This window comes from Pseudomonas sp. GW822-FHT04H02 (assembly GCF_058800645.1).
The window spans coordinates 115,544-141,775 of the sequence record NZ_JBXAMM010000007.1 but is presented as its reverse complement, the minus strand read 5'-3'; the positions used below and the strand labels follow the sequence as shown (position 1 = coordinate 141,775).

Annotated in this window: 21 protein-coding genes; 10 read left to right on the top strand and 11 right to left on the bottom strand. The window is 62.7% G+C overall.

Translation table 11 applies throughout. The features are described 5' to 3' along the window. Window positions 1-158 precede the first annotated feature (158 nt). The 4 genes from ccoP to ccoN are packed head-to-tail and all read right to left on the bottom strand — an operon-like array spanning window position 159 to window position 3,374. Window positions 159-1,100 (bottom strand): cytochrome-c oxidase, cbb3-type subunit III, encoded by a 942-nt coding sequence (ccoP, locus tag AC1RMG_RS27280; RefSeq protein ID WP_011060242.1) that lies wholly within the window; start codon window positions 1,098-1,100, stop codon window positions 159-161. Further along, window positions 1,097-1,327, bottom strand: coding sequence for a cbb3-type cytochrome oxidase subunit 3 (locus tag AC1RMG_RS27275; protein WP_011060243.1), 231 nt, complete (start codon window positions 1,325-1,327; stop codon window positions 1,097-1,099). The genes ccoP and AC1RMG_RS27275 overlap by 4 nt, the downstream gene beginning before the upstream one ends. A gap of 3 nt (window positions 1,328-1,330) precedes the next feature. Next, window positions 1,331-1,939 (bottom strand): cytochrome-c oxidase, cbb3-type subunit II, encoded by a 609-nt coding sequence (gene ccoO / locus AC1RMG_RS27270; protein ID WP_011060244.1) that lies wholly within the window; start codon window positions 1,937-1,939, stop codon window positions 1,331-1,333. A 10-nt stretch (window positions 1,940-1,949) separates the two neighbouring features. Beyond that, complete coding sequence (ccoN, locus tag AC1RMG_RS27265; RefSeq protein WP_011060245.1) at window positions 1,950-3,374, bottom strand: cytochrome-c oxidase, cbb3-type subunit I; 1,425 nt, start codon at window positions 3,372-3,374, stop codon at window positions 1,950-1,952. A gap of 99 nt (window positions 3,375-3,473) precedes the next feature. Here ccoN and AC1RMG_RS27260 point away from each other — a divergent pair, with 99 nt between their 5' ends. After that, window positions 3,474-4,169, top strand: coding sequence for an alpha/beta family hydrolase (locus AC1RMG_RS27260; RefSeq protein ID WP_161466693.1), 696 nt, complete (start codon window positions 3,474-3,476; stop codon window positions 4,167-4,169). A gap of 168 nt (window positions 4,170-4,337) precedes the next feature. Here the strand turns inward: AC1RMG_RS27260 and AC1RMG_RS27255 are convergent, their stop codons facing one another. The 3 genes from AC1RMG_RS27255 to acnA form a co-directional block, all read right to left on the bottom strand. Next, a complete protein-coding gene (locus AC1RMG_RS27255; RefSeq protein ID WP_232644126.1) occupies window positions 4,338-5,903 on the bottom strand; it encodes a methyl-accepting chemotaxis protein in 1,566 nt (521 codons plus the stop codon). A gap of 217 nt (window positions 5,904-6,120) precedes the next feature. Then, complete coding sequence (locus tag AC1RMG_RS27250) at window positions 6,121-6,912, bottom strand: CPBP family intramembrane glutamic endopeptidase (protein WP_368994235.1); 792 nt, start codon at window positions 6,910-6,912, stop codon at window positions 6,121-6,123. A 177-nt stretch (window positions 6,913-7,089) separates the two neighbouring features. Next, entirely contained in the window at window positions 7,090-9,831 is a 2,742-nt protein-coding gene (gene acnA, locus AC1RMG_RS27245; RefSeq protein ID WP_011060249.1) for an aconitate hydratase AcnA, read from the bottom strand. Window positions 9,832-10,039: 208 nt separating this feature from the next. On the opposite strand from acnA, the gene rlmM reads away from it, so the two are divergent. After that, window positions 10,040-11,113: a 23S rRNA (cytidine(2498)-2'-O)-methyltransferase RlmM gene (gene rlmM, locus AC1RMG_RS27240; RefSeq protein WP_015634804.1), complete on the top strand. Its 1,074-nt coding sequence runs from the start codon at window positions 10,040-10,042 to the stop codon at window positions 11,111-11,113. Window positions 11,114-11,305: 192 nt separating this feature from the next. Continuing rightward, window positions 11,306-11,557 (top strand): sulfurtransferase TusA, encoded by a 252-nt coding sequence (tusA, locus tag AC1RMG_RS27235; RefSeq protein WP_011060251.1) that lies wholly within the window; start codon window positions 11,306-11,308, stop codon window positions 11,555-11,557. Here tusA and AC1RMG_RS27230 read toward each other — a convergent pair. Next, the gene (locus AC1RMG_RS27230) at window positions 11,554-12,963 is read right to left on the bottom strand and encodes an MATE family efflux transporter (protein WP_019093726.1); all 1,410 of its coding nucleotides are present in this window, start codon (window positions 12,961-12,963) and stop codon (window positions 11,554-11,556) included. The genes tusA and AC1RMG_RS27230 overlap by 4 nt on opposite strands. A gap of 190 nt (window positions 12,964-13,153) precedes the next feature. On the opposite strand from AC1RMG_RS27230, the gene pdxB reads away from it, so the two are divergent. Continuing rightward, window positions 13,154-14,296 carry a 4-phosphoerythronate dehydrogenase PdxB gene (gene pdxB / locus AC1RMG_RS27225; protein ID WP_053157146.1) on the top strand — a complete coding sequence of 381 codons (1,143 nt, stop codon included), beginning with the start codon at window positions 13,154-13,156 and terminating at the stop codon, window positions 14,294-14,296. A 57-nt stretch (window positions 14,297-14,353) separates the two neighbouring features. On the opposite strand, the gene AC1RMG_RS27220 is transcribed toward pdxB, so the two are convergent. Then, window positions 14,354-14,533, bottom strand: coding sequence for a PA1571 family protein (locus tag AC1RMG_RS27220; RefSeq protein ID WP_011060254.1), 180 nt, complete (start codon window positions 14,531-14,533; stop codon window positions 14,354-14,356). Between the two features lie 259 nt (window positions 14,534-14,792). Between AC1RMG_RS27220 and AC1RMG_RS27215 the strand changes: the two genes are divergently transcribed. Beyond that, the gene (locus AC1RMG_RS27215; RefSeq protein ID WP_162470467.1) at window positions 14,793-16,556 is read left to right on the top strand and encodes an ABC transporter transmembrane domain-containing protein; all 1,764 of its coding nucleotides are present in this window, start codon (window positions 14,793-14,795) and stop codon (window positions 16,554-16,556) included. Window positions 16,557-16,759: 203 nt separating this feature from the next. Here AC1RMG_RS27215 and AC1RMG_RS27210 read toward each other — a convergent pair whose 3' ends face one another. Beyond that, window positions 16,760-18,688, bottom strand: a complete 1,929-nt coding sequence (locus AC1RMG_RS27210; RefSeq protein ID WP_011060256.1) for a transglycosylase SLT domain-containing protein — start codon at window positions 18,686-18,688, stop codon at window positions 16,760-16,762. A 213-nt stretch (window positions 18,689-18,901) separates the two neighbouring features. Between AC1RMG_RS27210 and AC1RMG_RS27205 the strand changes: the two genes are divergently transcribed. Next, window positions 18,902-20,821, top strand: coding sequence for an ATP-binding cassette domain-containing protein (locus tag AC1RMG_RS27205; RefSeq protein WP_015634808.1), 1,920 nt, complete (start codon window positions 18,902-18,904; stop codon window positions 20,819-20,821). A 95-nt stretch (window positions 20,822-20,916) separates the two neighbouring features. Here the strand turns inward: AC1RMG_RS27205 and AC1RMG_RS27200 are convergent, their stop codons facing one another. Beyond that, window positions 20,917-21,354, bottom strand: coding sequence for a universal stress protein (locus AC1RMG_RS27200; RefSeq protein ID WP_493170708.1), 438 nt, complete (start codon window positions 21,352-21,354; stop codon window positions 20,917-20,919). Window positions 21,355-21,454: 100 nt separating this feature from the next. Here AC1RMG_RS27200 and AC1RMG_RS27195 point away from each other — a divergent pair, with 100 nt between their 5' ends. The 4 genes from AC1RMG_RS27195 to AC1RMG_RS27180 all read left to right on the top strand — a co-directional run bounded on the left by AC1RMG_RS27195 (window position 21,455) and on the right by AC1RMG_RS27180 (window position 26,134). After that, window positions 21,455-21,892, top strand: coding sequence for a hypothetical protein (locus AC1RMG_RS27195; RefSeq protein WP_015634809.1), 438 nt, complete (start codon window positions 21,455-21,457; stop codon window positions 21,890-21,892). A gap of 555 nt (window positions 21,893-22,447) precedes the next feature. Then, entirely contained in the window at window positions 22,448-24,595 is a 2,148-nt protein-coding gene (gene fadB / locus AC1RMG_RS27190) for a fatty acid oxidation complex subunit alpha FadB (RefSeq protein WP_011060260.1), read from the top strand. Between the two features lie 28 nt (window positions 24,596-24,623). After that, the gene (fadA, locus tag AC1RMG_RS27185) at window positions 24,624-25,799 is read left to right on the top strand and encodes an acetyl-CoA C-acyltransferase FadA (protein ID WP_011060261.1); all 1,176 of its coding nucleotides are present in this window, start codon (window positions 24,624-24,626) and stop codon (window positions 25,797-25,799) included. A gap of 98 nt (window positions 25,800-25,897) precedes the next feature. Continuing rightward, window positions 25,898-26,134, top strand: coding sequence for a DUF1653 domain-containing protein (locus AC1RMG_RS27180; protein WP_019093731.1), 237 nt, complete (start codon window positions 25,898-25,900; stop codon window positions 26,132-26,134). Window positions 26,135-26,232 lie beyond the last annotated feature (98 nt).

Below are 26,232 nucleotides of genomic sequence, written 5' to 3'. Positions count from 1 at the left end.
AGCCCGTGCCAGTCCCCATCGGGGCAAGCTTAGACCTGAATCAGATGAGTGCAAACGCGCTGTGGGAGAGGGTGCGACACTTGGTCGCAAAGGAGCGGGAGGTTGAACCACGAGCGGCAAGCTGCAAGTCGGGAACCCGCAGCTTGCCGTGACTCGTCTTACTGGGTGTTTTCAGCCTGTGGCTTGTTGCCGTGGGAGAGGCTGTAAACGTAGGCGGCCAGCAGTTGCACCTTGTCATTGCCGAGCAGTTCGCTCTGCGCTGGCATGTGGCCCTGGCGACCATGGCGGATGGTCTGTTGCAGTTGGGCCAGGCTGGTGCCGTAGATGAAGCCGGCGGGCTGGGTCAGGTCGGGCGCGCCCATGATCTGGGTGCCTTTGCCGTCAGCGCCGTGGCAGGCTACGCAGGTGGTGCTGAACGCTTGCTGTCCGGCTACCAGGTCGGCATCGCTGTCGGCTGGCAGGGGCAGGCCGGCCAGGTCATGGCGAACGTAAGCTGCCACGTTCTTCACGCCTGCTTCCTTGAGCACTTCGCCCCAGGCCGGCATGGCCGCCATGCGGCCGCCCATGATGGTGGCCTTGATGGTGTCGGCGCTGCCGCCCCACCGCCAGTTGTCGTCCGCCAGGTTCGGGAAGCCGAAGGCACCCTTGGCGTCGGAACCGTGGCAGACCGAGCAGTTGGAGGCGAACAGGCGTCCGCCCATTTTCAGCGCTTGCGGGTCCTTGGCCACTTCTTCCACCGGCATGGCCGCGAATTTGGCGAAGATCGGACCAAACTTCACGTCCGCCTTGGCCATCTCCTTTTCCCATTCCTTGGTCTGGGTCCAGCCGTCTTCATAGCCCGGCAGGATGCCTTTCCAGTTGCCCAGACCCGGGTAGAGGATCAGGTAGCCAACGGAAAACACCAGGGTCCCGGCGAACAGCAGGAACCACCATTGCGGCAGGGGGTTGTCGTACTCCTCGATGCCATCGAAGGCGTGGCCCATGGTCTGGTCGACACTGCCCTTGGTCTCGCCCTTGCGGGTGCCGACCAGCAGCCAGGTCAGGCCGATCAGGCTGCCAATGGTCAGTACGCAGATCCACGTACTCCAGAAGGTGGTCATGGCCGAATGCTCCTTGTTGCAGGCTCTTGAGGTTGAGCGTCATCAGTTGTGTTACCGGCCGGTGCCGTGCCCGGCATCGGGTCATCGGCGAAGGGCAGCAGGCGGGCCTGGGCAAACTCGGGATTGCGCTTTGAGTTGAACACCCAGATCGACAGGCCGATGAAGGCGATCATCACCACCAGGGTCCCGAGGCCGCGGATCATGCCGCTATCGAGTTCAAAACCCATGGCTCACCTCTTGCTCTTGATCGAAGTGCCAAGCACTTGCAGGTAGGAGACCAGGGCGTCCATTTCGGTCTTGCCCTTGAGCGTGGCGGTGGCGCCGGCGATGTCTTCGTCGGTGTACGGCACGCCCAGGGTGCGCATGACCTTGAGCTTGGTTTCGGTGTGGCTGCTGTCCACCGGTGCGGTCACCAGCCATGGGTAGGCCGGCATCTTCGACTCGGGCACCACGTTGCGCGGGTTGTACAAGTGCGCACGGTGCCAGTCATCGGAGTAGCGACCGCCCACCCGGGCCAGGTCCGGACCGGTACGCTTGGAACCCCACAGGAACGGGTGGTCCCAGACGCTTTCACCGGCCACCGAGTAGTGACCATAACGCTCGGTCTCGGCGCGGAACGGACGGATCATCTGCGAGTGGCACTGTACGCAGCCTTCGCGGATGTAGATGTCGCGGCCTTCCAGCTGCAGGGCGGTGTAGGGCTTCATGCCTTCCACCGGCTTGTTGGTGACGTCCTGGAAGAACAGCGGGACGATCTGGGTCAGACCGCCGATGCTCACCGCGAAGACCATCAGCAGCATCAGCAGGCCGACGTTTTTCTCAATCGTTTCGTGTTTCATGGCGGACTCCTCAGGCCATCTGCGCAGCGGCGTTGACTTCGGCTGGCACTGCGGCACGCACGGTGCGCCAGGTGTTGTAAGCCATCAGGAACATGCCGCTGAGGAAGATCGCACCACCCACTAGTCGCACGATGAAGCCTGGGTGGCTGGCCACCAGGGTTTCGACGAAGGAGTAGGTGAGAGTGCCGTCCTCGTTGACCGCACGCCACATCAGGCCCTGGGCGATACCGTTGACCCACATCGAAGCGATGTAGAGCACGGTGCCGATGGTAGCCAGCCAGAAGTGGGTGTTGATCAGGCCGGTGCTGTACATCTGCTCGCGGCCGAAGACTTTCGGGATCAGGTGGTACAGCGCGCCGATGGAGATCATCGCTACCCAGCCGAGGGCGCCGGCGTGTACGTGGCCGATGGTCCAGTCGGTGTAGTGGGAGAGGGCGTTGACGGTCTTGATCGCCATCATCGGACCTTCGAAGGTCGACATGCCGTAGAACGCCAGGGATACCACCAGGAACCGCAGGATCGGGTCGCTGCGCAGCTTATGCCAGGCGCCCGAGAGGGTCATCATGCCGTTGATCATGCCGCCCCAGCTTGGTGCCAGCAGAACAAGCGACATCACCATCCCTAAGGACTGAGCCCAGTCCGGCAGCGCGGTGTAGTGCAGGTGGTGCGGACCGGCCCAGATGTACAGGGTGATCAGTGCCCAGAAGTGCACGATCGACAGGCGATAGGAGTACACCGGGCGCTCGGCCTGCTTGGGTACGAAGTAGTACATCATCCCCAGGAAGCCCGCGGTCAGGAAGAAGCCCACGGCGTTGTGGCCGTACCACCATTGCACCATCGCATCGGTCGCACCGGCATACACCGAGTAGGACTTGGTGAAGCTGACCGGCAGTTCCAGGTTGTTGACGATATGCAGGATGGCCACGGTGATGATGAACGCGCCGAAGAACCAGTTACCCACATAGATGTGCTTGGTCTTGCGCTGCATCAGGGTGCCGAAGAACACGATGGCGTAGGCCACCCAGACAATGGTGATCAGAATATCGATCGGCCATTCCAGTTCGGCGTATTCCTTGGAGCTGGTGTAGCCCAGTGGCAGGCTGATGGCCGCCAGGAGGATCACCAGTTGCCAGCCCCAGAAGCAGAACGCGGCGATTTTCGGCGCGAACAGCGTGGTCTGGCAGGTGCGTTGCACCGAGTAGAACGAGCTGGCAAACAGCGCACAGCCGCCGAAGGCGAAGATCACCGCGTTGGTGTGCAATGGCCGCAGACGGCCGAAGCTGGTCCACGGTAAGTCGAAGTTGAGTTCGGGCCAGACCAACTGGGCAGCGAGAAAAACCCCGAGCCCCATGCCGACGATGCCCCACACCACCGTCATAATGGCGAATTGGCGGACCACCTTGTAGTTGTAGGCGGTACTGATAGAAGTGTTCATGGTTCCCCATCCACGGTTCAGTTGAAGTGAAAGCGACTGCGCACGGCAAGGCGCGCTCACTTCGTCTGGAGTTATAGGCAGACTAAAAGCGAGGCAAGCATGAGCAATGAGCACAAGGCCAGTATTGACGGGGGTCAATGGGCGCAGTGTGTGCGGGAACGGGGCTGGTTGTGGGATGTCGCGCAGGGCGTCGAGGCGCAGTCGGCGCCGACGCTGATCCTCGCCCATGGCGCCGGCGCGCCCATGGACAGTGGGTTCATGAATGACATTGCTGTACGCCTTGCGGGACATGGGGTGAACGTCTTGCGCTTCGAGTTTCCCTACATGGCCCAGCGGCGCCTGGACGGCGGCAAACGCCCGCCCAACCCGGCGCCCAGGCTGCTGGAATGCTGGCGCGAGGTGCATGCCCTGGTGCGACCTTATGTCACTGGGGTGTTGGCGGTGGGCGGCAAGTCCATGGGCGGGCGCATGGCCAGTTTGCTGGCTGATGAACTGCAGGCCGATGCATTGGTGTGCCTGGGCTATCCGTTCTATGCCGCCGGCAAACCGGAAAAACCGCGGGTGGCGCATCTGGCCGATCTGTCAGTGCCGAGCCTGATCGTGCAGGGCGAGCGTGACGCCCTGGGCAATCGCCAGGCGGTCGAGGCCTATACATTGGCAGCCAGTATCGAGTTGTACTGGCTAGCGGCCGCTGATCACGATCTCAAGCCCCTGAAGGCCTCGGGTTTCAGCCATGAGCAGCATCTGGAATCTGCGGCGCTCAAGGTTGCTGCCTTCCTGAAAGCGCTGAGCTGATCCTGCAGGAGCGAGCTTGCTCGCGAAACGTTCACCCGGCCTTCGAATTTGGAGCGCGGTGAAGATTTATCGCGAGCAAGCTCGCTCCTACGGTTGTCGGGTGGATTTGCGGGCATAAAAAAACCGGAAGCCTTGGCTTCCGGTTTTTTGTTGCCGGCCCTAGGGGGCTTAGCGGTTGAAGCGCTCCACCAGCGAGTACTGGGTGTGTGCGGTGCGGGTCAGCGCTTCGCTGAGCTCGGCCGAATGCTGGGCCTGCTCCGAAGTCTGGTCCGCCAGTTGCGCGATGGTGCTGATGTTGCGGCTGATCTCTTCGGCCACCGAGCTTTGCTCTTCGGTGGCGGCAGCGATCTGGGTGGTCATGTCGGTGATGTTGGCCACCGCTTCGCTGATGCCCACCAGTGCCTGGTCGGCTTCCAGAACCCGGGCCACGCCTTCTTCGGCCTGACGATGACCGGCGTCCATGGTCTGCACGGCGGTGGCGGCTGTCTGCTGCAGCTTGGCGATCAGGGTATGGATCTGCCCGGTGGACTCACTGGTGCGCTGTGCCAACTGACGCACCTCGTCGGCCACCACGGCAAAGCCGCGGCCCATTTCACCGGCGCGGGCGGCTTCGATGGCTGCGTTCAGGGCCAGCAGGTTGGTCTGGTCGGCAATGCCTTTGATCACGTCGACAACGCCGCCGATTTCGTCACTGTCCTTGGCCAGTTGGGTTACTGTCAGCCCGGTTTCGCCCACCACCACCGACAGGCGCTGGATGGCTTCGCGGGTTTCCCCGGCGATATCGCGGCCACGGCCGGTCAGGCGATTGGCTTCCTGGGTTGCGTCGGCGGTGCGTTGCACGTGGCTGGCCACTTCCTGGGTGGTGGCGGCCATCTGGTTGACCGCGGTGGCCACCTGTTCGGTCTCGACCCGTTGGCGCTCCAGGCCGCTGGAGCTGTTGTGGGCCAGGGTGTCGGACTGGCGGGCCTGCTCGTTGAGGTGCTCGGCCGTGTCCTGCAGGCGGGTCAGGCAGGTCTTCAGGCGCGCTTCCTGGCTCAGGATCGACATCTCCAGGCGGGCCTGGGCGCCGCGGCTGTCGGTGTACATCTGAGCGATCAGCGGGTCGGAGGTGGTCTGCTCGGCCAAGCGCAACAGGCGCTTGAGGCCGCGCTGCTGCCAGCTCAGGCCCAACAGGCCCAGGGGCACCGAGAGCGCGGCGGCCAGGGCGAAGCCCCAGTGGGAGTTGAGCCAGGCACCGATCATGAAGCTCAGCTGGCTGACCAGGATGAACGGCAGCCAGTCCTGCAGCACCGGTAGCCACTTGTCGCGCTTGGGAATGGCCGACTTGCCGGTGTTGATGCGCTGGTAAAGCGCTTCGGCGCGGCGCACCTGTTCGGCGGTGGGCTTGACCCGTACCGATTCATAGCCCACCACCTGGTTGCCTTCGAACACTGGGGTCACATAGGCGTTGACCCAGTAGTGGTCGCCGGTCTTGCAGCGGTTCTTGACGATGCCCATCCATGGCAAGCCTTGTTTCAAGGTGCCCCACATGTGCGCGAACACGGCCGCGGGCACATCAGGGTGACGGACCAGGTTGTGCGGTGCGCGAACCAGTTCTTCACGGGAGAACCCACTGATCTCGACAAAGGCGTCGTTGCAGTAGGTGATCACGCCTTTGGCGTCGGTGGTGGAAATCAACCGTTGTTGAGCCGGGAAGGTACGTTCGCGCTGAGTGACAGGCTGGTTATTACGCATGGTTTTTCAATCCGCAAGGCTTTGATAGGTTGTCGGCCGCTTCAACCGATTATTGAAATTATTTTTCAATAATCGGCTCTGGGTCTCATTGGCAGAATGTGTCGCTTGCAAAAAGCGCCGGCAGGTTTCAGCCGGCGTTGGCGAGGGGCTAATCATTGACCTTCTTCCTTGGCAGTCAATAGTCCTGAAGTACTGGTTTGGTAAAACAGCTGGCGGGTTATCCGGCCAGCATCGGGTAGGTGAAGAGGCCGAAATGCAACAGGTTGAGACCGAAGTGAGTGGCTATCGCCGCCCCCAGGCCGCCAAAACGATAGGCCAGACCGTAGCCGACGCCGGCGATGCCTGCCAGTAGGGTCCATTGCCACCCCGCGCCCAGGTGCACCAGGCCGAACAGCAGCGCCGCGCACAGCAGCGCCAGGTTCTCGCCGTAGGGCAGGGCCTTGAAGCGCCGGCTCAGGCCACCCTGGATATAGCCGCGGAACAGCGCCTCTTCCACCAGGGTCACCAGCAGCAGGTTGTTCAGCACCCAGAGCCACGCCTGCTCCGGCCATTTCGGCGCCCAAGTGATCATGCCCATTAGCAGCGCGCCGCCCAGTGCGGCTACCGCACACAGAGTCAGAGCCGCGGCGGTGGCATACAGCGACAGGCGCAGTGAGCGCCGCCCGACTATCCACGGGCATACCAGCAGCAGCCAGAAGCCGATCAGCGGCTTGTCCTGGTTCAGGTACAGGGAGAAGGGCACGGCATCGTCGGTGAAGCGTTGCGGGTCGATGGCCCGGCCATTGTAGAACCCGGGCAGCCAGTGCATGGCCAGGGCCAGAGCGAGCACCACGAACAGGCCGTGGCCCAGGTACTGGCCGACGCGGCTGCGTTGCTGGCGCACGGCAAAGCCGGCAGCCAACAGCAGCAAGATCGACAGGGCGGCCAGCAGGCCCAGTTGCCCGTAGCTCAGGGCCAGTGCGTAGCCAATGGAAAGAAGTGCCAGGTACATCCATGGCAGAGCAGTCATGGGGAATCCTTGTTGCGTAAGAATGGGTATTGCAGAGACGTAGTACTGCGCCGGATCTGTAGTCGCCATTGCGACCGGTGAGTCAGATTTGGCGGGCGCGCAGTATAACCACCTCGTCCTGGCACGGCAGCCCAATGCAAAACACCGCCCGAAGGCGGTGTTTTTTTTCAGGCAGCGTCAGGAGGCAATCAGTTGCCGCAGAACGTAGTGCAGGATCCCGCCGGACTTGAAGTATTCCACTTCATTCAAGGTGTCGATGCGGCACAGCACCTCGATCTTCTCCTGGCTGCCATCCTCACGGGTGATCACCAGGGTCAGGTTCATCCGCGGCGTCAGTTCCGTACCGCTGAGGCCGAGAATGTCCAGGGTTTCCTTGCCGGTCAGCTTCAGGCTCTTGCGGTTCTGGTCCAGCTTGAACTGCAAGGGCAGGACGCCCATGCCCACCAGGTTGGAGCGGTGGATACGTTCGAAGCTTTCGGCGATCACTGCCTTGACTCCCAGCAGGTTGGTGCCTTTGGCCGCCCAGTCGCGGCTCGAACCGGTGCCGTATTCCTGGCCGGCGATCACTACCAGCGGCGTGCCGTCGGCCTGGTAGCGCATGGCTGCGTCATAGATCGCCAACTTCTCGCCGGTGGGAATGTACAAGGTGTTGCCACCTTCCTCGCCGCCGAGCATTTCGTTGCGAATGCGGATGTTGGCGAAGGTACCGCGCATCATCACTTCGTGGTTGCCGCGCCGTGAGCCGTAGGAGTTGAAGTCCCGCGGTTCCACGCCCTTGTCCCGCAGGTAGCGGCCAGCCGGGCTGTCGGCCTTGATGTTGCCGGCCGGGGAGATGTGGTCGGTGGTCACCGAGTCCCCCAGCAGGGCCAGTACCCGGGCGCCGCTGACATCGGTGATCTGCGGCAGCGGGCCGGCGATGTCATCGAAGAACGGCGGGTGCTGGATATAGGTGGAGTCGTCCTGCCACACATAGGTGGCGGCCTGCGGCACTTCGATGGCTTGCCACTGTGCATCCCCGGCGAACACTTCGGCGTACTCCTTGTGGAACATCCGAGTGTTGACCTGGGCCACGGCGTCGGCGATCTCCTTGCTGCTGGGCCAGATGTCCCGCAGGTACACCGGCTGGCCGTCCTTGCCCTGGCCCAGAGGCTCGCTGCTGATGTCGATGCGCACCGTGCCCGCCAGGGCATAGGCCACGACCAGGGGCGGCGAGGCCAGCCAGTTGGTTTTCACCAGTGGATGCACCCGGCCCTCGAAGTTGCGGTTGCCCGACAGCACCGAGGCCACGCTGAGGTCGGCCTGCTGGATGGCTTTCTCGATCGGCTCCTGCAGCGGGCCGGAGTTGCCGATGCAGGTGGTGCAGCCGTAGCCCACCAGATCGAAGCCCAGTTGGTCCAGGTAGGGCGTCAGGCCGGCAGCCTTGTAGTAGTCGGTCACCACCTTGGAGCCTGGGGCTAGCGAGCTCTTGACCCAGGGTTTGCGTTGCAGGCCTTTTTCCACGGCCTTCTTCGCCACCAGGCCGGCGGCCATCATGACGCTGGGGTTGGAGGTGTTGGTGCAGGAGGTGATGGCCGCGATCACCACGGCACCGTTTTTCAGGCGATAGGTCTGGCCGTCGTACTGGTAGTCGGCTTCGCCCACCAGGTCCGCGTTGCCCACCGCCACACCACCGCCACCTTCGCTTTCCAGGCGGCCTTCTTCCTTGCTGGTGGGTTTGAACTGCAGGTCGAGGAAGTCAGTGAAAGCCTGGGCAACGTTGGGCAGTGCAACCCGGTCCTGCGGCCGTTTGGGGCCGGCGAGGCTGGCCTCCACGGTGCCCATGTCCAGCGCCAGGCTGTCGGTGAATACCGGCTCCTTGCCCGGCAGGCGCCACAAGCCCTGGGCCTTGCTGTAGGCCTCCACCAGTTTCACCAGTTCGTCGGGGCGCCCGGACAGGCGCAGGTAGTCCAGGGTGATGTCATCCACCGGGAAGAAGCCGCAGGTGGCGCCGTATTCCGGTGCCATGTTGGCGATGGTGGCACGGTCCGCCAGGGGCAGGTCGGCCAGGCCGTCACCGTAGAACTCGACGAATTTGCCGACCACGCCTTTCTTGCGCAGCATCTGGGTCACCGTCAGCACCAGGTCGGTGGCGGTGATGCCTTCCTTGAGCTTGCCGGTGAGCTTGAAGCCGATGACTTCGGGAATCAGCATCGACACCGGCTGGCCGAGCATCGCCGCCTCGGCTTCGATCCCGCCCACGCCCCAGCCCAGTACGCCAAGGCCATTGATCATGGTGGTGTGGGAGTCGGTACCCACCAGGGTGTCGGGGAAGGCATAGGTGCGGCCGTCCTCGTCCTTGGTCCAGACCGTGCGCCCCAGGTATTCCAGGTTGACCTGGTGGCAGATGCCGGTGCCCGGCGGTACCACGCTGAAGTTGTCGAAGGCGCTCTGGCCCCAGCGCAGGAAGGCATAGCGCTCGCCGTTGCGTTGCATCTCGATATCGACGTTCTGCTCGAAGGCGCTGCTGCTGGCGAATTTGTCCACCATCACCGAGTGGTCGATCACCAGGTCCACCGGTGACAGCGGGTTGATCCGCTGTGGATCGCCACCGGCCTTGGCCATGGCGGCGCGCATCGCGGCCAGGTCGACCACCGCCGGCACCCCGGTGAAGTCCTGCATCAGCACCCGTGCGGGGCGGTACTGGATCTCGCGGTCGGAGCGGCGCTCCTTGAGCCAGGCCGCGATGGCCTTGAGGTCGGCGCCGGTGACGGTCTTGTCGTCTTCCCAGCGCAACAGGTTTTCCAGCAGGACTTTCAGCGACATGGGCAGGGTGTCTATATCACCCAGGCTCCTGGCGGCGTCCGGCAGGCTGAAATAGTGATAAGTCTTGTCGTCGACTTTTAGGGTCTTAAGGGTTTTCAGGCTATCGAGGGATGGCATTGAATGACTCCTTGTGGCCCGCACGGCTACGGGCCTGTGATACGGACAGAGAGTTAACCTAGCTCTGTTTGGGGCTTATAGCTAATCACTGGACTGCTGGGCTCAGTCCAAGGTTCCGAACTCGGTTATCATGCGCCGGTTTTCGTGACAGGCTTTGCTACAGGGCAGGTTTGCGCATCGATTCATCGCCATTTGCCCAGGAGATTCAATGAACACCCTGTTTATCCATTGCCGGCCCGGCTTCGAGGGCGAAGTCTGCTCCGAGATCGCCGACCACGCGGCCCGGCTGAATGTCGCCGGTTATGCCAAGGCCAAGCCCAGCACCGCCTGCGCCGAGTTTATATGCACCGAGGACGACGGGGCCCAGCGTCTGATGCAGGGCCTGCGCTTCCCGGAGCTGATCTTTCCCCGGCAGTGGGCCCGGGGCGGCTTCATCGACCTGCCGGAAACCGATCGTATCAGCGTGATCCTTGCCTACCTGGCCAACTTCCCGCAGTGCGGTAGCCTGTGGCTGGAAGTGGTGGACACCAACGATGGCAAGGAGCTGTCCAACTTCTGCAAGAAGTTCGAAGCACCCCTGCGCAAGGCCCTGACCGCGGCCGGCAAGCTGGTGGATGACGCGACCAAGCCGCGCTTGTTGCTGACCTTCAAGAGCGGTCGGGAAGTCTTCGTCGGCCTGGCTGATGCCGGCAACTCGGCCATGTGGCCCATGGGCATTCCACGGCTGAAATTCCCCCGGGAAGCGCCGAGCCGCTCGACCCTGAAGCTGGAAGAGGCCTGGCACCATTTCATTCCTCGGGACCAGTGGGACGAGCGTCTGCATGGCGACATGACCGGCGTCGACCTGGGGGCTGCCCCGGGCGGCTGGACCTGGCAACTGGTCAACCGCGGCATGCTGGTGACCGCCGTGGACAACGGCCCCATGGCTGAAAGCCTGATGGACACCGGCCTGGTGCAGCACCTGATGGCGGACGGCTTTACCTACAAGCCCAGGCAGCCGGTGGACTGGATGGTCTGCGACATCGTCGAGAAACCGGCGCGCAACGCCGCGCTGCTGGAGACCTGGATCGGCGAGGGGCACTGCCGCGAGGCGGTGGTCAACCTCAAGCTGCCGATGAAGCAGCGCTATGCCGAAGTGAAGCGCTTGCTGGAGCGCATCGAAGAAGGCTTCAAGGCCCGGGGCATTCGCGTGGCCATTGGCTGCAAGCAGCTGTACCACGACCGCGAGGAAGTCACCTGCCACCTGCGGCGCCTGGATCTGAAAAAGCCCAAATCGGCGTAGTACCCGCAACACCGCCCGCTTCCTGGTCGGAGCCGGCTTGCCGGCGAAAAAGGCCCCGCACTGGTGCAAGGCGTGAGGATGCCTTCGCTGGCAAGCCAGCTCCTACGGCAGGATCGGGGCCGTGGAACGACAGCAACAGATGAACCGATGGCGGTATTGCGCGACAATGCCGGCCAGTTTCAGGAGTGATTCATGAGCCAGATTATCGATACGCCGGTTGACGGCACCCTCGACGCCACGGGCCTCAACTGCCCGGAGCCGGTGATGATGCTGCACCAGCACATCCGCGACCTGCCGCCGGGCGGGCTGTTGAAGGTGATTGCCACCGACCCCTCCACCCGCCGCGACATTCCCAAGTTCTGCGTGTTTCTCGACCATGAACTGGTAGCGCAGCAGGAAGAGGCAGGTACCTACCTCTACTGGATCCGCAAGAAGCTCGATTAACCCGCCGAGCGGCTGATGCGGATCTGCTTGCGCGCGCTGCGGGTCAGGCGGATCGACAGCATCAGCGCCGCGCAGCTCAAGCCCACGATCAGGCCTTCCCACAGGCCGCTCGGGCCCCGCGCCGGGCCGAACCAGTCGGTCAGGCCCAGGGCGTAGCCCACCGGCAAGCCAATCCCCCAGTAGGCGAACAGGGTCAGGATCATGGTCACCCGAGTGTCCTGGTAGCCGCGCAATGCGCCGGCCGCCGTGACCTGGATGCCATCGGAAAACTGGAACAGCGCCGCATACACAATCAGCATCGAAGCGACCTGAATCACCATCGGGTCGGTGGTGTAGATGGTGGCGATGGGCTCACGCAGGAAGAACATCAGGCTCGCCGAAAGGCAGGCGTAGGCCAGTGACGTGGCCATGCCGACGCCGGCGCTGAAGCGCGCATTGCGGGGTTGCTGGCGGCCCAGGGCCTGGCCGACCCGCACGGTCACCGCCATGGCCAGGGAGTAGGGAATCATGAACATCAGGGCGCTGACGTTGAGGGCGATCTGGTGCCCGGCCACCACCGTGGCCCCCAGGCTGCCGATCAGCAGGGCGATCACCGCGAAAATGCTCGATTCGGCGAACACTGCAATGCCGATGGGCAGGCCGATGCTCAGCAAGCGCCCGATCATCGCTCCTTGCGGCCAGTCGAAGCGGCTGAATAACTGGATCTTGCGGTAGGCCGGTGCCCAGAAAATCCAGCCGGCCATGCCCAGCATCATGGCCCACATCACGATGGCCGTGGCCCAGCCGCAACCGACGCCGCCCATGGCCGGTACACCGAAATGGCCATAGATGAAGATGTAGTTGATGGGGATGTTCAGGGCCAGGCCTCCCAGGCCGATGACCATGCTCGGCACCGTGCGGCCCAGGCCATCGCTGAGGCAGCGCAGCACGTAGTACAGCGCTACCGCCGGCAAGCCACTGGCGATGCCGTGCAGGTAGCCCATGCAGGGCTTGATCAGTTCCGGATCGACATTCATCAGGTGCAGCACCGGCTCGGCACTGATCAGTATCAGCAGGGCCGAGATCCCGGCCACCACGGCGAGCCACAGTGCCTGGCGCACCAGCGGGCCGATCTCGTGCAGGTTGCCGGCGCCGAAGCGCTGCGCCACCTTGGGCGTGGTGGCCAGCAGGGTGCCGGTCATCAGCAGGAACACCGGAATCCAGATCGAGTTGCCCAGGGCGACGGCTGCCAGATCTCGCGGGCCGACCCGGCCGGCCATCACGGCATCGACAAAGCCCATGGCGGTGGTGGCCACCTGGGCAATCATGATGGGCAGGGCCAGTACCAGCAGGTCATGCAGTTCACGGCCGACCCGGGCAGGGCGGCTGGTGGCGGTGGCGGCAGGGGAGTCAGTCACGGAATTCACGGGGCGTAGCGTCCATAGGTGGTATTGCGCAGGACGCGACAGTCTACGCGTTGACATCTCAGTCAGGAAAACATCCCGTGTTGTGGATTTGTAAGCGCCGGGGGTGGTGAAAATGCCGGTTGGCGCGCATGCCGCGCTAGCCCGGCCTGGCATCTGCGCCTACACTGCGGCTCCGCCAGAGGAGCCTGCCATGTTGATTGTTGCCGACGAAAATATCCCCCTGATCGAAGAGTTCTTTGCCGGTTTCGGCGAGATCCGGCGTTTCCCCGGGCGCGCCATCGACCGGGCGACCGTGGAGCAGGCAGATGTGTTGCTGGTGCGCTCGGTGACTCAGGTCGACCGCCAGTTGCTGGAAGGCAGCCCGGTGCGGTTTGTCGGCACCTGCACCATCGGCACCGATCACCTGGACCTGGAGTATTTCCAGCAGGCCGGGATCACCTGGTCCAGCGCCCCGGGCTGCAACGCCCGGGGCGTGGTGGACTATGTGCTGGGCAGCCTGCTGACCCTGGCCGAGATCGAAGGCGTGGACCTGGCGCAGCGTTGCTATGGCGTGGTCGGTGCCGGTGAAGTGGGCGGGCGCCTGATCGAGGTGCTGCGTGGCCTGGGCTGGAATGTGCTGGTCTGCGATCCGCAGCGGCAGGCGGCGGAAGGCGGCGACTATGTCAGCCTGGAGCAGTTGCTCGAGCGTTGCGATGTCATCAGCTTGCACACACCCCTGACCAAGAGCGGGCAAGACTCCACCTGGCACCTGCTGGATCGCCAGCGGCTGAACCGGCTCAGGCACGGCACCTGGCTGATCAACGCGGCCCGTGGCCCGGTGGTGGATAACCGGGCCCTGGCTGAGGTGCTGCGCCAGCGCGAGGACTTGCAGGCGGTGCTGGATGTCTGGGAGGAGGAGCCGACGGTGGATGCTTCCCTGGCGGACCTCTGCGTGCTGGCGACGCCGCATATCGCCGGTTACAGCCTGGACGGCAAGCAACGGGGCACGGCGCAGATCTACCAGGCCTACTGCCGTTTCCTCGGGCAGGCCGAGCAGGTCAGCCTGTCGGCCTTGCTGCCGGCGCCCTGGGTGCCTCAGGTCAGCCTGAATGCCAATGCGGACCCGGCCTGGGCCCTGGCGATGATCTGCCGTGCCGTGTATGACCCGCGTCGCGACGATGCGGATTTTCGCCGTAGCCTGTCGGACGATGTAGCTCAGCAGCGCAGCGCCTTCGATGGTCTGCGCAAGCATTATCCGGAGCGTCGCGAGATCGACGGCCTGGAAGTGCGCATCCAGGGCGAGTCCGCGGCCTTGAGCCGGATCGTCCGTGCCTTGGGTGCCCGGGAAGCCTGAAACCGCGCATAAAAAACCCGGCCGCAAGGCCGGGTCAAGAGGACGTGAGGCTGTGTGTCAATCTTGCCGAGCAGGCTTGACCAGTCGCTTTTCCAGTTCGCGGCAGGCGTTCTGGATCATGTCTTCAGTAATAGGTACTTCGCGACCCTGGGCGTCGATGATGGCACACCCCAGAGACTGGTTCGGCTGGGTACGGATCACTTGAATCTTGTCATTGCTGCTGTGTTGCAAGGACATGGCCTGTCTCCTCATCAGGTTGTGTGCTTACTCTAGAATGGCCGGGTGACCAAGCTGTTACAGACCGCCGCGAGGGCTGGCCCGGCGACTTCACTCCAACAGAAATGCCCGGGGAGTGCCAGCCACGGATTAGACCGATAATCTCTAGGCTCTAGTGTCAGCGGTCATAATCAACCTGACTCATTGTGATTTACCAAAGTTCCTGCGAATTCATCTCGTTGCCGTTGCTGCAACGAACGGCTCGCCGGTGCGTCAATGGATGAACAGCATGCTTTCTTCTCGTCACCGCCGGGCGCTGCATCTGGCCAGCCGCTTTGTCGCTCCCTACCGTTGGCAGGCGCTGGGCGCCTTGCTGGCACTGATAGTTACCGCCGGCATTACCCTGTCCATGGGGCAGGGCATTCGCCTGTTGGTGGACCAGGGCTTCATGACTCAATCGCCCCATCTGTTGAACCAGTCCATCGGCCTGTTCCTGCTGCTGGTGCTGGCGCTGGCGGTGGGTACCTTCGTGCGCTTTTACCTGGTGTCGTGGATTGGCGAGCGTTGCGTGGCGGATATCCGGCGCCAGGTGTTCAATCACCTGATCTACCTGCATCCCGGGTTCTACGAAAACAACCGCAGCTCGGAAATCCAGTCGCGCTTGACCGCGGACACCACCTTGCTGCAATCGGTGATCGGGTCTTCGCTGTCGCTGTTTTTGCGCAATGCGCTGATGGTGCTGGGGGGGATCGTGCTGCTGTTTGTCACCAACCCCAAGCTCACCAGCATTGTGGTCATCGCCTTGCCGCTGGTGCTGGCGCCAATCCTGATCTTCGGTCGGCGGGTGCGCAGCCTGTCGCGCCTGAGCCAGGACCGGATTGCCGATGTCGGCAGCTATGTCTCGGAAACCCTCGGCCAGATCAAGACGGTCCAGGCCTACAACCACCAACCCCAGGATGAACGGCGGTTTGCCGTGACCGTGGAGCAGGCGTTCGACACGGCGCGCAAGCGGATTGTCCAGCGTGCCTGGCTGATCACCCTGGTGATCGTCCTGGTGCTGGGGGCGGTGGGGGTGATGCTCTGGGTCGGTGGCATGGACGTGATTGCCGGGCGCATCTCCGGCGGCGAGCTGGCGGCATTCGTCTTCTACAGCCTGATTGTCGGCAGTGCCTTCGGCACCCTGAGCGAAGTGATCGGCGAGTTGCAGCGCGCGGCCGGCGCGGCGGAGCGGATTGCCGAATTGTTGCGGGCGGACAATATCATCCAGCCGCCCGCCGACGGGCTGGTAAGCCTGCCGGCGCGGGTGCGGGGTGATCTGGAGCTGGACGGGCTGCGGTTTTCCTATCCGTCGCGGCCCGACCGCTTCGCGATCGATGGTTTGAGCCTGAGCATCCGGGCCGGAGAGACTCTGGCGTTGGTGGGGCCTTCCGGGGCCGGTAAATCCACCCTTTATGATCTGTTGCTGCGCTTCTACGACCCGCAGCAGGGAAGGATCCTGCTGGATGGCGTGGCCCTGACCCAGCTCGACCCGCTGGACCTGCGTCGCTGCTTCGCCCTGGTTTCGCAAAGCCCGGCGCTGTTCTACGGCAGCATCGAGGAGAACATTCGCTACGGCAATCCCGAGGCGACCCTGGCCCAGGTCCAGGAAGCGGCGAAGATCGCCTATGCCCATGAGTTCATCGAACAGATGCCCGAGGGTTACCAGACCCACCTGGGGGATGCCGGGCTTGGCCTTTCGGGCGGCCAGCGTCAGCGTCTGGCGATAGCTCGGGCCTTGCTGGTGGACGCGCCGATTTTGCTACTGGACGAAGCCACCAGCGCCCTCGACGCGCAAAGCGAGCACCTGATCCAGCAAGCCTTGCCCAGCCTGATGAAGAACCGCACCACCCTGGTGATCGCCCATCGCCTGGCCACGGTGAAGAATGCCGACCGGATCGCGGTCATGGACCAGGGCAGGCTGGTCGCGGTGGGTACCCACCAGCAACTGATTGCCAGCAACCCCTTGTATGCGCGCCTGGCGGCCCTGCAATTCAGCGATGGCTGAGCCCACGCACCCCTGAGCCCTGTAGTCGCTGCCGAGCCTGCGAGGCTGCGCACGAGCACGTAGTCCTCGCCAACGTAGCGAGCGCTTTACGGCCACTTCGCGCCCGGTCGCAGGCTCGGCAGCGGCTACAGGTATTGGGGGGTGTTAGGGGAGATACAAAAATGCCCGCATTGCTGCGGGCATTTTTTGTTGTGGGTCGGTGCTTACTGATCGTCGAAATAGCGTTCGTGCCAGTCCACCAGGGGCTGCGGCGAATTGAGCTTCTGGCCGTAGATCACCGAGTAGGACAGTACGTTCTGCACGTACTGGCGGGTTTCGTCGAAAGGAATGCTTTCCACCCAGACATCGAAACTCAGGTGGTCGGCCCCCTTGAGCCACTGGCGCACCCGCCCGGGGCCGGCGTTGTAGGCGGCGGAAGCCAGTACCCGATTGCCGTTGAACTGGCTGTGGACCTGGCTCAGGTAGGCGGCGCCCAACTGGATGTTCTTGTCCGGGTCCAGCACTTGCTGGGGCGAGGCCAGGGGAATGCTGAACTTGCGCGCGGTTTCCTTGGCGGTGCCGGGCATCAGTTGCATCAGGCCGCTGGCGCCGACGCCGGAACGGGCGTCGTCCATGAAGGCGCTTTCCTGGCGGGTAATGGCGAACACCCAGCTGGAATGCAGGCCGCGAACCTTGGCTTCGCGCACCAGGGTGTCGCGGTGGGCCATGGGGAAGCGGATGTCCAGGTCATCCCAGTACTGGGCCTGGCTGATGGTGCGAATGGCCGGGAAGTACCATTTCAGGTCGTAGGCCAGCTTGGCCTGGGCAACCATTTCGTCGCGGTTGAAATGCCGGCTGACGTGGTACCACTCGCGGCGGCCGTCGACGATCTGCCCGCGGGCATGCAGCTCCAGGGCGCGGCGTACACCCGGGGTGTTGCGTACCTTGTTGATCACGGCTTGGCTGAGCATCAGCGGCTGGTTATTGAGCTGGTAGGGCGCCTTGGCGTGATCGGCGGCAAGGAAGCCGTAGAAATCCCGCTCCCGGGCCAGGCCCTTGAACAATACCTGGGCCTGAGGGTTCTTCGGTTCGGCCAGTTCCAGGCTACGGGCCTGCCAGTAGCGCCAGCGGTTGGTGGTGGCCAGGTCCTGGGGTAGCTTGCGGGTCAGCTGGTAGGCGTCTTCCCAGCGCGCCAGGCGCAGCAGCAAGCGCAGGCGCCATTCGGAGACGGTGTTGTCCCGCAGCTCGGGATCGTACTTGGTCATCACGTCCAGGGCGCGGCTGTCGAAGCGCCGTGCCAGGGTCAGGCCGATCTCGCGGGCGATGGCCACTTTTTCGTCACGGGAAAAGTGCATGCTGCTGGCATAGCCATCCAGCAGGGCCATGGCCTTGTCCGGATCCTGGCGCGCCAGGCGGCGCAGGCCGAGGCCAACCACGTCGGACATGGCTTCATCGGCAGGCTGGAAGCGCGAGGGCTGGCTCAGCAGTTCGGGTTTTTGCGCCACGTCCACCAGCAGGCGGCCCTGGGGCGCCAGGGTGGTCATGCTCTTTACCAGGCTGTTGGCCAGGGGGTAGTTGCGGGCCTCGGCGGCCAGTTTGGCTCGCTGCCAGCGCTTCTGTTCGGTCAACTGGCCTTCGGCGGCCCATTGGGCGAACAACGCGTCGCAGGCAGCAGGTTGGGATTTGCCGGTCAGCCAGAGCTTCTCGGTGGCGGCGTAGCCTTCGGCCTTGAGGTTGTGCCCCAGCTGGTACTGGCCATTGAGGCAGTCCAGTTCGGTGAAGTTGAGTTTCGGATCGTAGTACTTGGTGAAGGTCGCCCAGTCGCCGCGTTCGGCCAGCCAGCGCAACCAGCGCAGTTTCATCCAGTTGGCCTGGGGCAGGTCGCCATGTTCGGCGAGGAACTTCTCGATCTCGGGGTTGCTGGCGGATTTCAGCCGGGCGGTGAGCTCGTCGTAGGCCAGGTAGGGCTCCAGCGGATAGTCGCGCAGCGCATCGGCATAACGGAAATAGGGGCCGGAATCGCCTTTGGCCAGGGCGCGCTTGGCTTCATCGTAATACTGGCGCTGTAGAGTCAGGTCTGCCGCCTGGGCGCAGTGGACGGCTGTGGTGGAAAGAAGCAGGCAAGATAAAACACTGAAAAGGCGACTGCGCATGAGACATCCGGGCAGAGAAATCATGACAAGTGCCGACAGGGCCAACACTGATTGCTCACTAGCTTAGCCTTTTGCCAGCAACCGGTGAAAGCTTTGCCGGCCTGCTGGCATCAGTTGGCAACAAATGTGCCGCGAGCGCCCTCGTGGGCGAAATACCCGGCCTTCTGCGGGCTCAACTCAGGTAGAATGCGCGCCCGGTTTTTGGAGAAGAACATGACCCTGCTCAAATTCAGCGATGTGTCCCTTGCTTTCGGCGCCATGCCGTTGTTGGACAAGGTGTCCTGGCAGATCGCCCGTGGTGAGCGGGTGTGCATCATCGGCCGTAACGGTACTGGCAAATCCAGCATGATGAAGCTGGTCAAGGGCGATCAGAAGCCCGACGACGGCTCCGTATGGCGCGCACCCGGTCTGAAGATCGGCGAATTGCCCCAGGAATTGCCGGTGGCCGACGAGCGGACCGTGTTCGACGTGGTCGCCCAGGGCCTGGACGGTGTCGGCGAGTTGCTGGCCCAGTACCACCACCTGAGCCAGAACATCGTCACCGACGCCGATCTGGAAAAACTGATGCACGTCCAGCACGACCTCGAAGCCCGTGACGGCTGGCGCCTGCAACAATTGGTGGACAGCACCCTGAGCCGCCTGCAGCTGCCGGCCGACAAGACCCTCGCCGAGTTGTCCGGCGGCTGGCGTCGTCGCGTGCTGCTGGCACAGGCCCTGGTGTCCGAGCCGGACCTGCTGCTGCTCGACGAGCCCACCAACCACCTGGACATTGGTGCCATCGCCTGGCTGGAAGAGGCGCTGAAGGATTTCCAGGGGGCGGTCCTCTTTATTACCCACGACCGTTCCTTCCTGCAGAACCTGGCCACCCGCATCCTCGAACTGGACCGCGGCGGCCTGATCGACTGGAACGGCGACTACGCCAGCTTCCTGGTGCACAAGGAAGCCATGCTGGCGGCGGAAGAAACCGCCAACGCGCTGTTCGACAAGCGCCTGGCCCAGGAGGAAGTCTGGATTCGCCAGGGCATCAAGGCCCGGCGCACCCGCAACGAAGGCCGCGTGCGCGCCCTCAAGGCGCTGCGTGTCGAGCGCAGCGAACGTCGCGAGCGTACCGGCAAGGCCAATATCCAGCTGGAAACCGCAGACAAGTCCGGCAAGCAGGTGATGGTGCTGGAGAACGTCAGCTTCGCTCACCCGGACGGTCCGTTCCTGGTCAAGGACTTCTCCATGGTCCTGCAGCGCGGCGACCGCATCGGCCTCTTGGGCGCCAACGGTACCGGCAAGACCACGCTGCTCAAGCTGATGCTCGGTGGCCTGGTGCCCAGCAGCGGTAAGGTGGAAGAGGGTACGCGTATCGACGTGGCCTACTTCGACCAGTTGCGCCATCAGCTGGATCTGGAAAAGACCGTGATCGACAACGTCGCCGAAGGTCGCGACTTCATCGAGATCGATGGCCAGAGCCGCCACGTGCTGAGCTACCTCGGCGACTTCCTGTTCAGCCCGCAGCGTGCTCGCACGCCGGTCAAGGCGTTGTCTGGCGGCGAACGTGCGCGGTTGCTGCTGGCCAAGCTGTTCAGTAAACCGGCCAACCTGCTGGTGCTCGATGAACCGACCAACGACCTGGATGTAGAAACCCTCGAACTGCTGGAAGAGGTGCTGCTGACCTTCCAGGGCACTGTGCTGATGGTCAGTCACGACCGGGCATTCCTCGACAACGTGGTGACCAGCACCCTGGTCTTCGAAGGCGAAGGCAAGGTGCGCGAGTACGTCGGCGGCTACCAGGACTGGTTGCGCCAGGGCGGTTCGCCGCGGTTGCTGGGGGTGACCGAGAACAAGTCCGGCAAGGCCGAGCTGAATTCTGCAGTGGTGGCACCGGTACAGGCGGCTCCGGCTCCTGTCCAGGAAGCGCCGGCGGCGAAAAAGAAGCTCAGCTACAAATTGCAGCGCGAGCTTGAGGCTTTGCCGGGGCAGATCGATGCCATGGAGCAGCAGATCGCCGGGGTCGAGGCGGAAATGGCCGACGCTGGTTTCTATCAGCGCCCGGCGGCGGAAACTGCAGCGGTAATTGCCCGCCTTGAGCAGTTGAATGCCGAACTGGAGCAGATGGTCGAGCGCTGGGCCGAACTGGATGCCTGAGTGACCGGTTGCTGATAAAAAAGCCCGACTGCAGAGTCGGGCTTTTTTTCAGTGCGCTTGCCAGCTTTTGGGAGCCGGCAACCCTCGGGGCGGGTTCAGCGTTTGACCAGGTGCACGGCCAGCACGTCGCAAGGCGCGCCGTGCAGGACATCATTGGCGGTGGAGCCCAGCAGCAGGGCCAGGCCATGTCGGCCGTGGCTGCCGACCACGATCAGGTCGCATTCCTGTTCCTTGGCCAGGTGATGGATTTCCTGGCGCGGCTGGCCGTAGGTCAGGTGGCTGTATTCCTTGGTCAGCTCCGGGTACTTGTTGATCAGCTGATCAAGACGCTCCCGGGCCTGGTCGAACTGTTGCTGCTGCAACTGCGAAAGATCCATGGGGACGTCGCCCCCGAAGGCCATGGCCATGGGTTCGACAATGTGCACCAGGGACAGCTTGGCTCCATTGCTCACCGACAGCTCGCGAGCACGGTGGATAACAGGATCGCACTCTTCGGTTAGATCTACGGCGACCAGAATATGGTGGTAGGGCATGAGGTGCTCCTCCTGAGGGTTGCAATAGCTTCAAGTATGGCTGGTTTCAAGCGGGTTGGTTTGACCCAGGTCCCGCTCATCAAAAATCGAGAGTACAGATATGACGGTCTGGATAGTGGTGTCAATCCTTGCGGTAGTTCTCAGTCCGCTGGCGTGGTTGCGACCTTCTCGTCGCCAGAGCGGGTTGATCGCCTTGCGCATGGAGGCGCGACGCATGGGCCTGGCCATGCAACTGGCCCCTCAGGAGTGGCCGCACTGGCTGGGCCAGGAGCCGCCCAACCCTTGCCCGCAGTATCACCGGCCACGGCGCAGCGGGCAGCCTGTGTGTTGGAGTTATTGGCAGATCGCGCCGGGCAACTGGGTCAACCAGTGGCGCGAGCCCTGTGTCGATGAGCCACTGCTCAAGCACTTCCAGGCCTTGCCGGCAGGGGTGTTCAAGGTCGAGGCGGACAAGCAGATGATCGCCCTGTACTGGAACGAGCGTGGCGAGGTCAGTGTTTTGCAGGATATTGCCTCGGTGCTCAAGGCGTTGGCCTGAGTCATCCAGGGGAAGGTGCGCGCGGCAATCGCGGGCAGCCGGCAATAAAAAGCCCGATATCAGCATCGGGCGGGGATGGCCAGGCAGGCCGGTAATCTCGTGGCTGCCACCCGGGGTGGCCTCTTGCAGAATGGGGCGGTGCCCCTGTCGCACAAACTGTGCGGCTTCTTCAGATATTTTCCCAGCGTAGTCGCTCTTTCTCCCATTCAGTGGGAGATTTAGGGCGCATTTTCTAAATATAGATCCTATGAATGGTTATGAATGCAGGGGCGTGTTGATCGTCCAGGGAGCAATGGAGTGACCGCAAAGTCGCGTTTCAAACAGCATTTTGGACGATTGACAATTGCTGGATTTTCCCTGAATGTGGCGTACCCAAATCAAACGGGCGTATGAAATGAGCGTTTGCATCGCAGGCGGCTCTATACAGAATCCCGACTATCGCGTTGGCGGGTGTGCCTGGCGGATTGGCGTTAGCATCGACGGTGACGTTAGTGCCATGCCAGAAGTCAGCGTCCGACGTGTACTGTTCAGCTTCCATATCGTGGAGATCAGTTGATGATTTACGAAGGTAAAGCCATCACGGTTAAGGCTCTTGAAAGTGGCATCGTCGAATTGAATTTCGACCTCAAGGGTGAGTCCGTCAACAAGTTCAACCGTCTAACCCTGAACGAATTGCGTCAGGCTGTTGACACCATCAAGGCAGATGCTTCGATCAAGGGCGTGATCGTCAGCAGCGGCAAGGACGTGTTCATCGTCGGCGCCGACATCACCGAGTTTGTCGACAACTTCAAGCTGCCGGATGCCGAGCTGGTGGCAGGCAACCTCGAAGCCAACAAGATCTTCAGCGATTTCGAAGACCTCAACGTGCCAACCGTTGCCGCGATCAACGGCATCGCCCTGGGCGGCGGCCTGGAAATGTGCCTGGCGGCGGACTACCGCGTCATGGCTGCCAGTGCCAAGATCGGCCTGCCGGAAGTCAAGCTGGGCATCTACCCGGGCTTCGGCGGTACCGTGCGCCTGCCGCGTCTGATCGGTGCCGACAACGCCATCGAGTGGATTGCCGCCGGCAAGGAAAACCGTGCTGAAGACGCGCTGAAAGTTGGTGCCGTCGACGCCGTGGTTGCTCCCGACAAACTCAAGGACGCCGCTCTGGCCCTGGTCAAGCGCGCCATTTCCGGCGAGTTCGACTACAAGGCCAAGCGCCAGCCTAAGCTGGAAAAGCTCAAGCTCAACGCCATTGAGCAGATGATGGCTTTCGAAACCGCCAAAGGTTTCGTGGCCGGCCAGGCTGGCCCGAACTACCCGGCACCGGTCGAAGCGATCAAGACCATTCAGAAAGCCGCCAACTTTGGCCGCGACAAAGCCTTGGAAGTAGAGGCCGCCGGCTTCGTCAAACTGGCCAAGACCTCTGCTGCGCAAAGCCTGATCGGCCTGTTCCTGAACGATCAGGAACTGAAGAAAAAGGCCAAGGCCTACGACGAAATCGCCAAGGACGTGAAGCAGGCCGCCGTACTCGGCGCCGGTATCATGGGTGGCGGCATCGCCTACCAGTCGGCCTCCAAAGGCACGCCGATCCTGATGAAGGACATCAACGAACACGGCATCGAGCAGGGTCTGGCGGAAGCCGCGAAACTGCTGGTGGGCCGCGTTGACAAAGGCCGCATGACCGCCGCGAAGATGGCTGAAGTGCTCAACGGCATTCGTCCGACCCTGTCCTACGGTGACTTCGGCAACGTCGACCTGGTGGTTGAAGCCGTGGTCGAGAACCCCAAGGTCAAGCAGATCGTGCTGGCTGAAGTGGAAGGCCAGGTCAAGGAGGACACCATCCTGGCGTCCAACACCTCGACCATTTCCATCAGCCTGCTGGCCAAGGCCCTCAAGCGTCCGGAAAACTTCGTCGGCATGCACTTCTTCAACCCGGTGCACATGATGCCGCTGGTGGAAGTGATCCGTGGCGAGAAGTCCAGCGAGCTGGCGGTAGCGACCACCGTTGCCTACGCCAAGAAAATGGGCAAGAACCCGATCGTGGTCAACGACTGCCCGGGCTTTTTGGTCAACCGCGTGCTGTTCCCGTACTTCGGCGGTTTCGCCAAGCTGGTCAGCGCCGGTGTGGACTTCGTGCGCATCGACAAGATCATGGAGAAATTCGGCTGGCCAATGGGCCCGGCGTACCTGATGGACGTGGTCGGCATCGACACCGGCCACCACGGTCGTGACGTCATGGCCGAAGGCTTCCCGGATCGCATGAAGGACGATCGCCGCTCGGCCGTGGACGTGCTCTACGAAGCCAAGCGCCTGGGCCAGAAGAACGGCAAGGGCTTCTACGCCTACGAAACCGACAAGAAGGGCAAGCAGAAGAAGGTGGCCGATCCGTCGGTGCTGGAAGTGCTCAAGCCGATTGTCTACGAGCAGCGTGAAGTCACCGACGAAGACATCATCAACTGGATGATGATCCCGTTGTGCCTGGAAACCGTTCGTTGCCTGGAAGACGGCATCGTTGAAACCGCTGCCGAAGCTGACATGGGCCTGGTCTACGGCATTGGTTTCCCTCCATTCCGTGGCGGTGCGCTGCGCTACATCGATTCCATCGGTGTTGCCGAGTTCGTTGCCCTGGCCGACCAGTACGCCGATCTGGGCGCGCTGTACCACCCGACCGCGAAGCTGCGTGAAATGGCCAAGAACGGCCAGAGCTTCTTCGGTTAAGCGCCCACACTAGAGCGAGAGTGAACATATGAGCTTGAATCCTAGAGACGTCGTGATTGTCGACTTCGGTCGTACTCCGATGGGCCGCTCCAAGGGCGGCATGCACCGCAACACCCGCGCCGAAGACATGTCGGCGCACCTGATCAGCAAACTGCTGGAACGCAACGCCAAGGTCGACCCGGCGGAAGTCGAGGATGTGATCTGGGGCTGCGTCAACCAGACCCTGGAGCAGGGCTGGAACATCGCACGCATGGCGTCGCTGATGACCCAGATCCCGCACACCTCGGCCGGCCAGACCGTCAGCCGCCTGTGTGGCTCGTCCATGAGTGCTTTGCACACTGCCGCGCAAGCGATCATGACCGGCAACGGTGACGTGTTCGTGGTCGGCGGCGTCGAGCACATGGGCCACGTGAGCATGATGCACGGTGTCGATCCGAACCCGCACATGTCCCTGTACGCAGCCAAAGCCTCCGGCATGATGGGCCTGACCGCCGAGATGCTGGGCAAGATGCACGGTATCACCCGTGAGCAGCAGGACGCCTTTGGCGTGCGCTCCCACCAGCTCGCCCACAAGGCGACTGTGGAAGGCAAGTTCAAGGATGAAATCATCCCGATGCAGGGTTACGACGAGAACGGTTTCCTGAAACTGTTCGACTACGACGAAACCATCCGTCCCGAGACCACCCTGGAGAGCCTGGCGGCCCTGAAGCCGGCGTTCAACCCTAAAGGTGGTACCGTGACTGCCGGTACTTCGTCGCAGATCACCGACGGTGCCTCGTGCATGATCGTGATGTCGGCCCAGCGTGCCCAGGACCTGGGTATCCAGCCGATGGCGGTGATTCGTTCGATGGCCGTTGCAGGTGTGGATCCGGCCATCATGGGCTATGGTCCAGTACCGGCCACGCAGAAAGCCCTGAAGCGCGCGGGCCTGGGCATCAACGATATCGACTTCTTCGAGCTCAACGAAGCTTTCGCTGCACAGGCCCTGCCAGTGCTGAAAGATCTGAAAGTGCTCGACAAGATGAACGAGAAGGTTAACCTGCACGGCGGCGCGATCGCCCTGGGTCACCCGTTCGGTTGCTCCGGCGCACGTATCTCCGGGACCCTGCTCAACGTCATGAAGCAGAATGGCGGCACCTTCGGGGTGTCCACCATGTGCATCGGCCTTGGCCAGGGTATCTCGACCGTCTTCGAACGCGTTTAAGCGTTGGGTTGATGGAAGCCGGGGCCCAGTGCCCCGGTTTTTGTTTTTCTGAAGATTTGTTTGTCTTTATTTTGAAAAAATTGCACGAGGGCCAGAGCATGCAGTTACAACCCGGGCTCTATCAGCATTACAAGGGGCCGCAGTACCGCGTTTTCAGCGTGGCGCGGCACTCGGAAACGGAAGAAGAAGTGGTGTTCTACCAAGCCCTGTATGGGGATTACGGCTTTTGGGTGCGGCCCTTGAGCATGTTCCTGGAGTCGGTCGAAGTTGACGGCGAGCAGGTCCCGCGCTTTGCTTTGGTGCAGGCCGAACCCAGTCTTTTTTCACCGGCATGAGTACAGGTCGCGCAGTACCCTGCGCTTGACCTCACCCTGTTGCCACTATATATAGCGGTGCCGCGTCAGGCGCCAACCGCCTTTCACTTCTCGAATTC

Bases quoted from the DNA above. Each gene is read 5' to 3' on its own strand.
- ccoP (WP_011060242.1), bottom strand. From the start codon at position 1,100: ATGACCACCTTCTGGAGTACGTGGATCTGCGTACTGACCATTGGCAGC.
- AC1RMG_RS27275 (WP_011060243.1), bottom strand. From the start codon at position 1,327: ATGGGTTTTGAACTCGATAGCGGCATGATCCGCGGCCTCGGGACCCTG.
- ccoO (WP_011060244.1), bottom strand. From the start codon at position 1,939: ATGAAACACGAAACGATTGAGAAAAACGTCGGCCTGCTGATGCTGCTG.
- ccoN (WP_011060245.1), bottom strand. From the start codon at position 3,374: ATGAACACTTCTATCAGTACCGCCTACAACTACAAGGTGGTCCGCCAA.
- AC1RMG_RS27260 (WP_161466693.1), top strand. From the start codon at position 3,474: ATGAGCAATGAGCACAAGGCCAGTATTGACGGGGGTCAATGGGCGCAG.
- AC1RMG_RS27255 (WP_232644126.1), bottom strand. From the start codon at position 5,903: ATGCGTAATAACCAGCCTGTCACTCAGCGCGAACGTACCTTCCCGGCT.
- AC1RMG_RS27250 (WP_368994235.1), bottom strand. From the start codon at position 6,912: ATGACTGCTCTGCCATGGATGTACCTGGCACTTCTTTCCATTGGCTAC.
- acnA (WP_011060249.1), bottom strand. From the start codon at position 9,831: ATGCCATCCCTCGATAGCCTGAAAACCCTTAAGACCCTAAAAGTCGAC.
- rlmM (WP_015634804.1), top strand. From the start codon at position 10,040: ATGAACACCCTGTTTATCCATTGCCGGCCCGGCTTCGAGGGCGAAGTC.
- tusA (WP_011060251.1), top strand. From the start codon at position 11,306: ATGAGCCAGATTATCGATACGCCGGTTGACGGCACCCTCGACGCCACG.
- pdxB (WP_053157146.1), top strand. From the start codon at position 13,154: ATGTTGATTGTTGCCGACGAAAATATCCCCCTGATCGAAGAGTTCTTT.
- AC1RMG_RS27220 (WP_011060254.1), bottom strand. From the start codon at position 14,533: ATGTCCTTGCAACACAGCAGCAATGACAAGATTCAAGTGATCCGTACC.
- AC1RMG_RS27215 (WP_162470467.1), top strand. From the start codon at position 14,793: ATGAACAGCATGCTTTCTTCTCGTCACCGCCGGGCGCTGCATCTGGCC.
- AC1RMG_RS27210 (WP_011060256.1), bottom strand. From the start codon at position 18,688: ATGCGCAGTCGCCTTTTCAGTGTTTTATCTTGCCTGCTTCTTTCCACC.
- AC1RMG_RS27205 (WP_015634808.1), top strand. From the start codon at position 18,902: ATGACCCTGCTCAAATTCAGCGATGTGTCCCTTGCTTTCGGCGCCATG.
- AC1RMG_RS27200 (WP_493170708.1), bottom strand. From the start codon at position 21,354: ATGCCCTACCACCATATTCTGGTCGCCGTAGATCTAACCGAAGAGTGC.
- AC1RMG_RS27195 (WP_015634809.1), top strand. From the start codon at position 21,455: ATGACGGTCTGGATAGTGGTGTCAATCCTTGCGGTAGTTCTCAGTCCG.
- fadB (WP_011060260.1), top strand. From the start codon at position 22,448: ATGATTTACGAAGGTAAAGCCATCACGGTTAAGGCTCTTGAAAGTGGC.
- fadA (WP_011060261.1), top strand. From the start codon at position 24,624: ATGAGCTTGAATCCTAGAGACGTCGTGATTGTCGACTTCGGTCGTACT.
- AC1RMG_RS27180 (WP_019093731.1), top strand. From the start codon at position 25,898: ATGCAGTTACAACCCGGGCTCTATCAGCATTACAAGGGGCCGCAGTAC.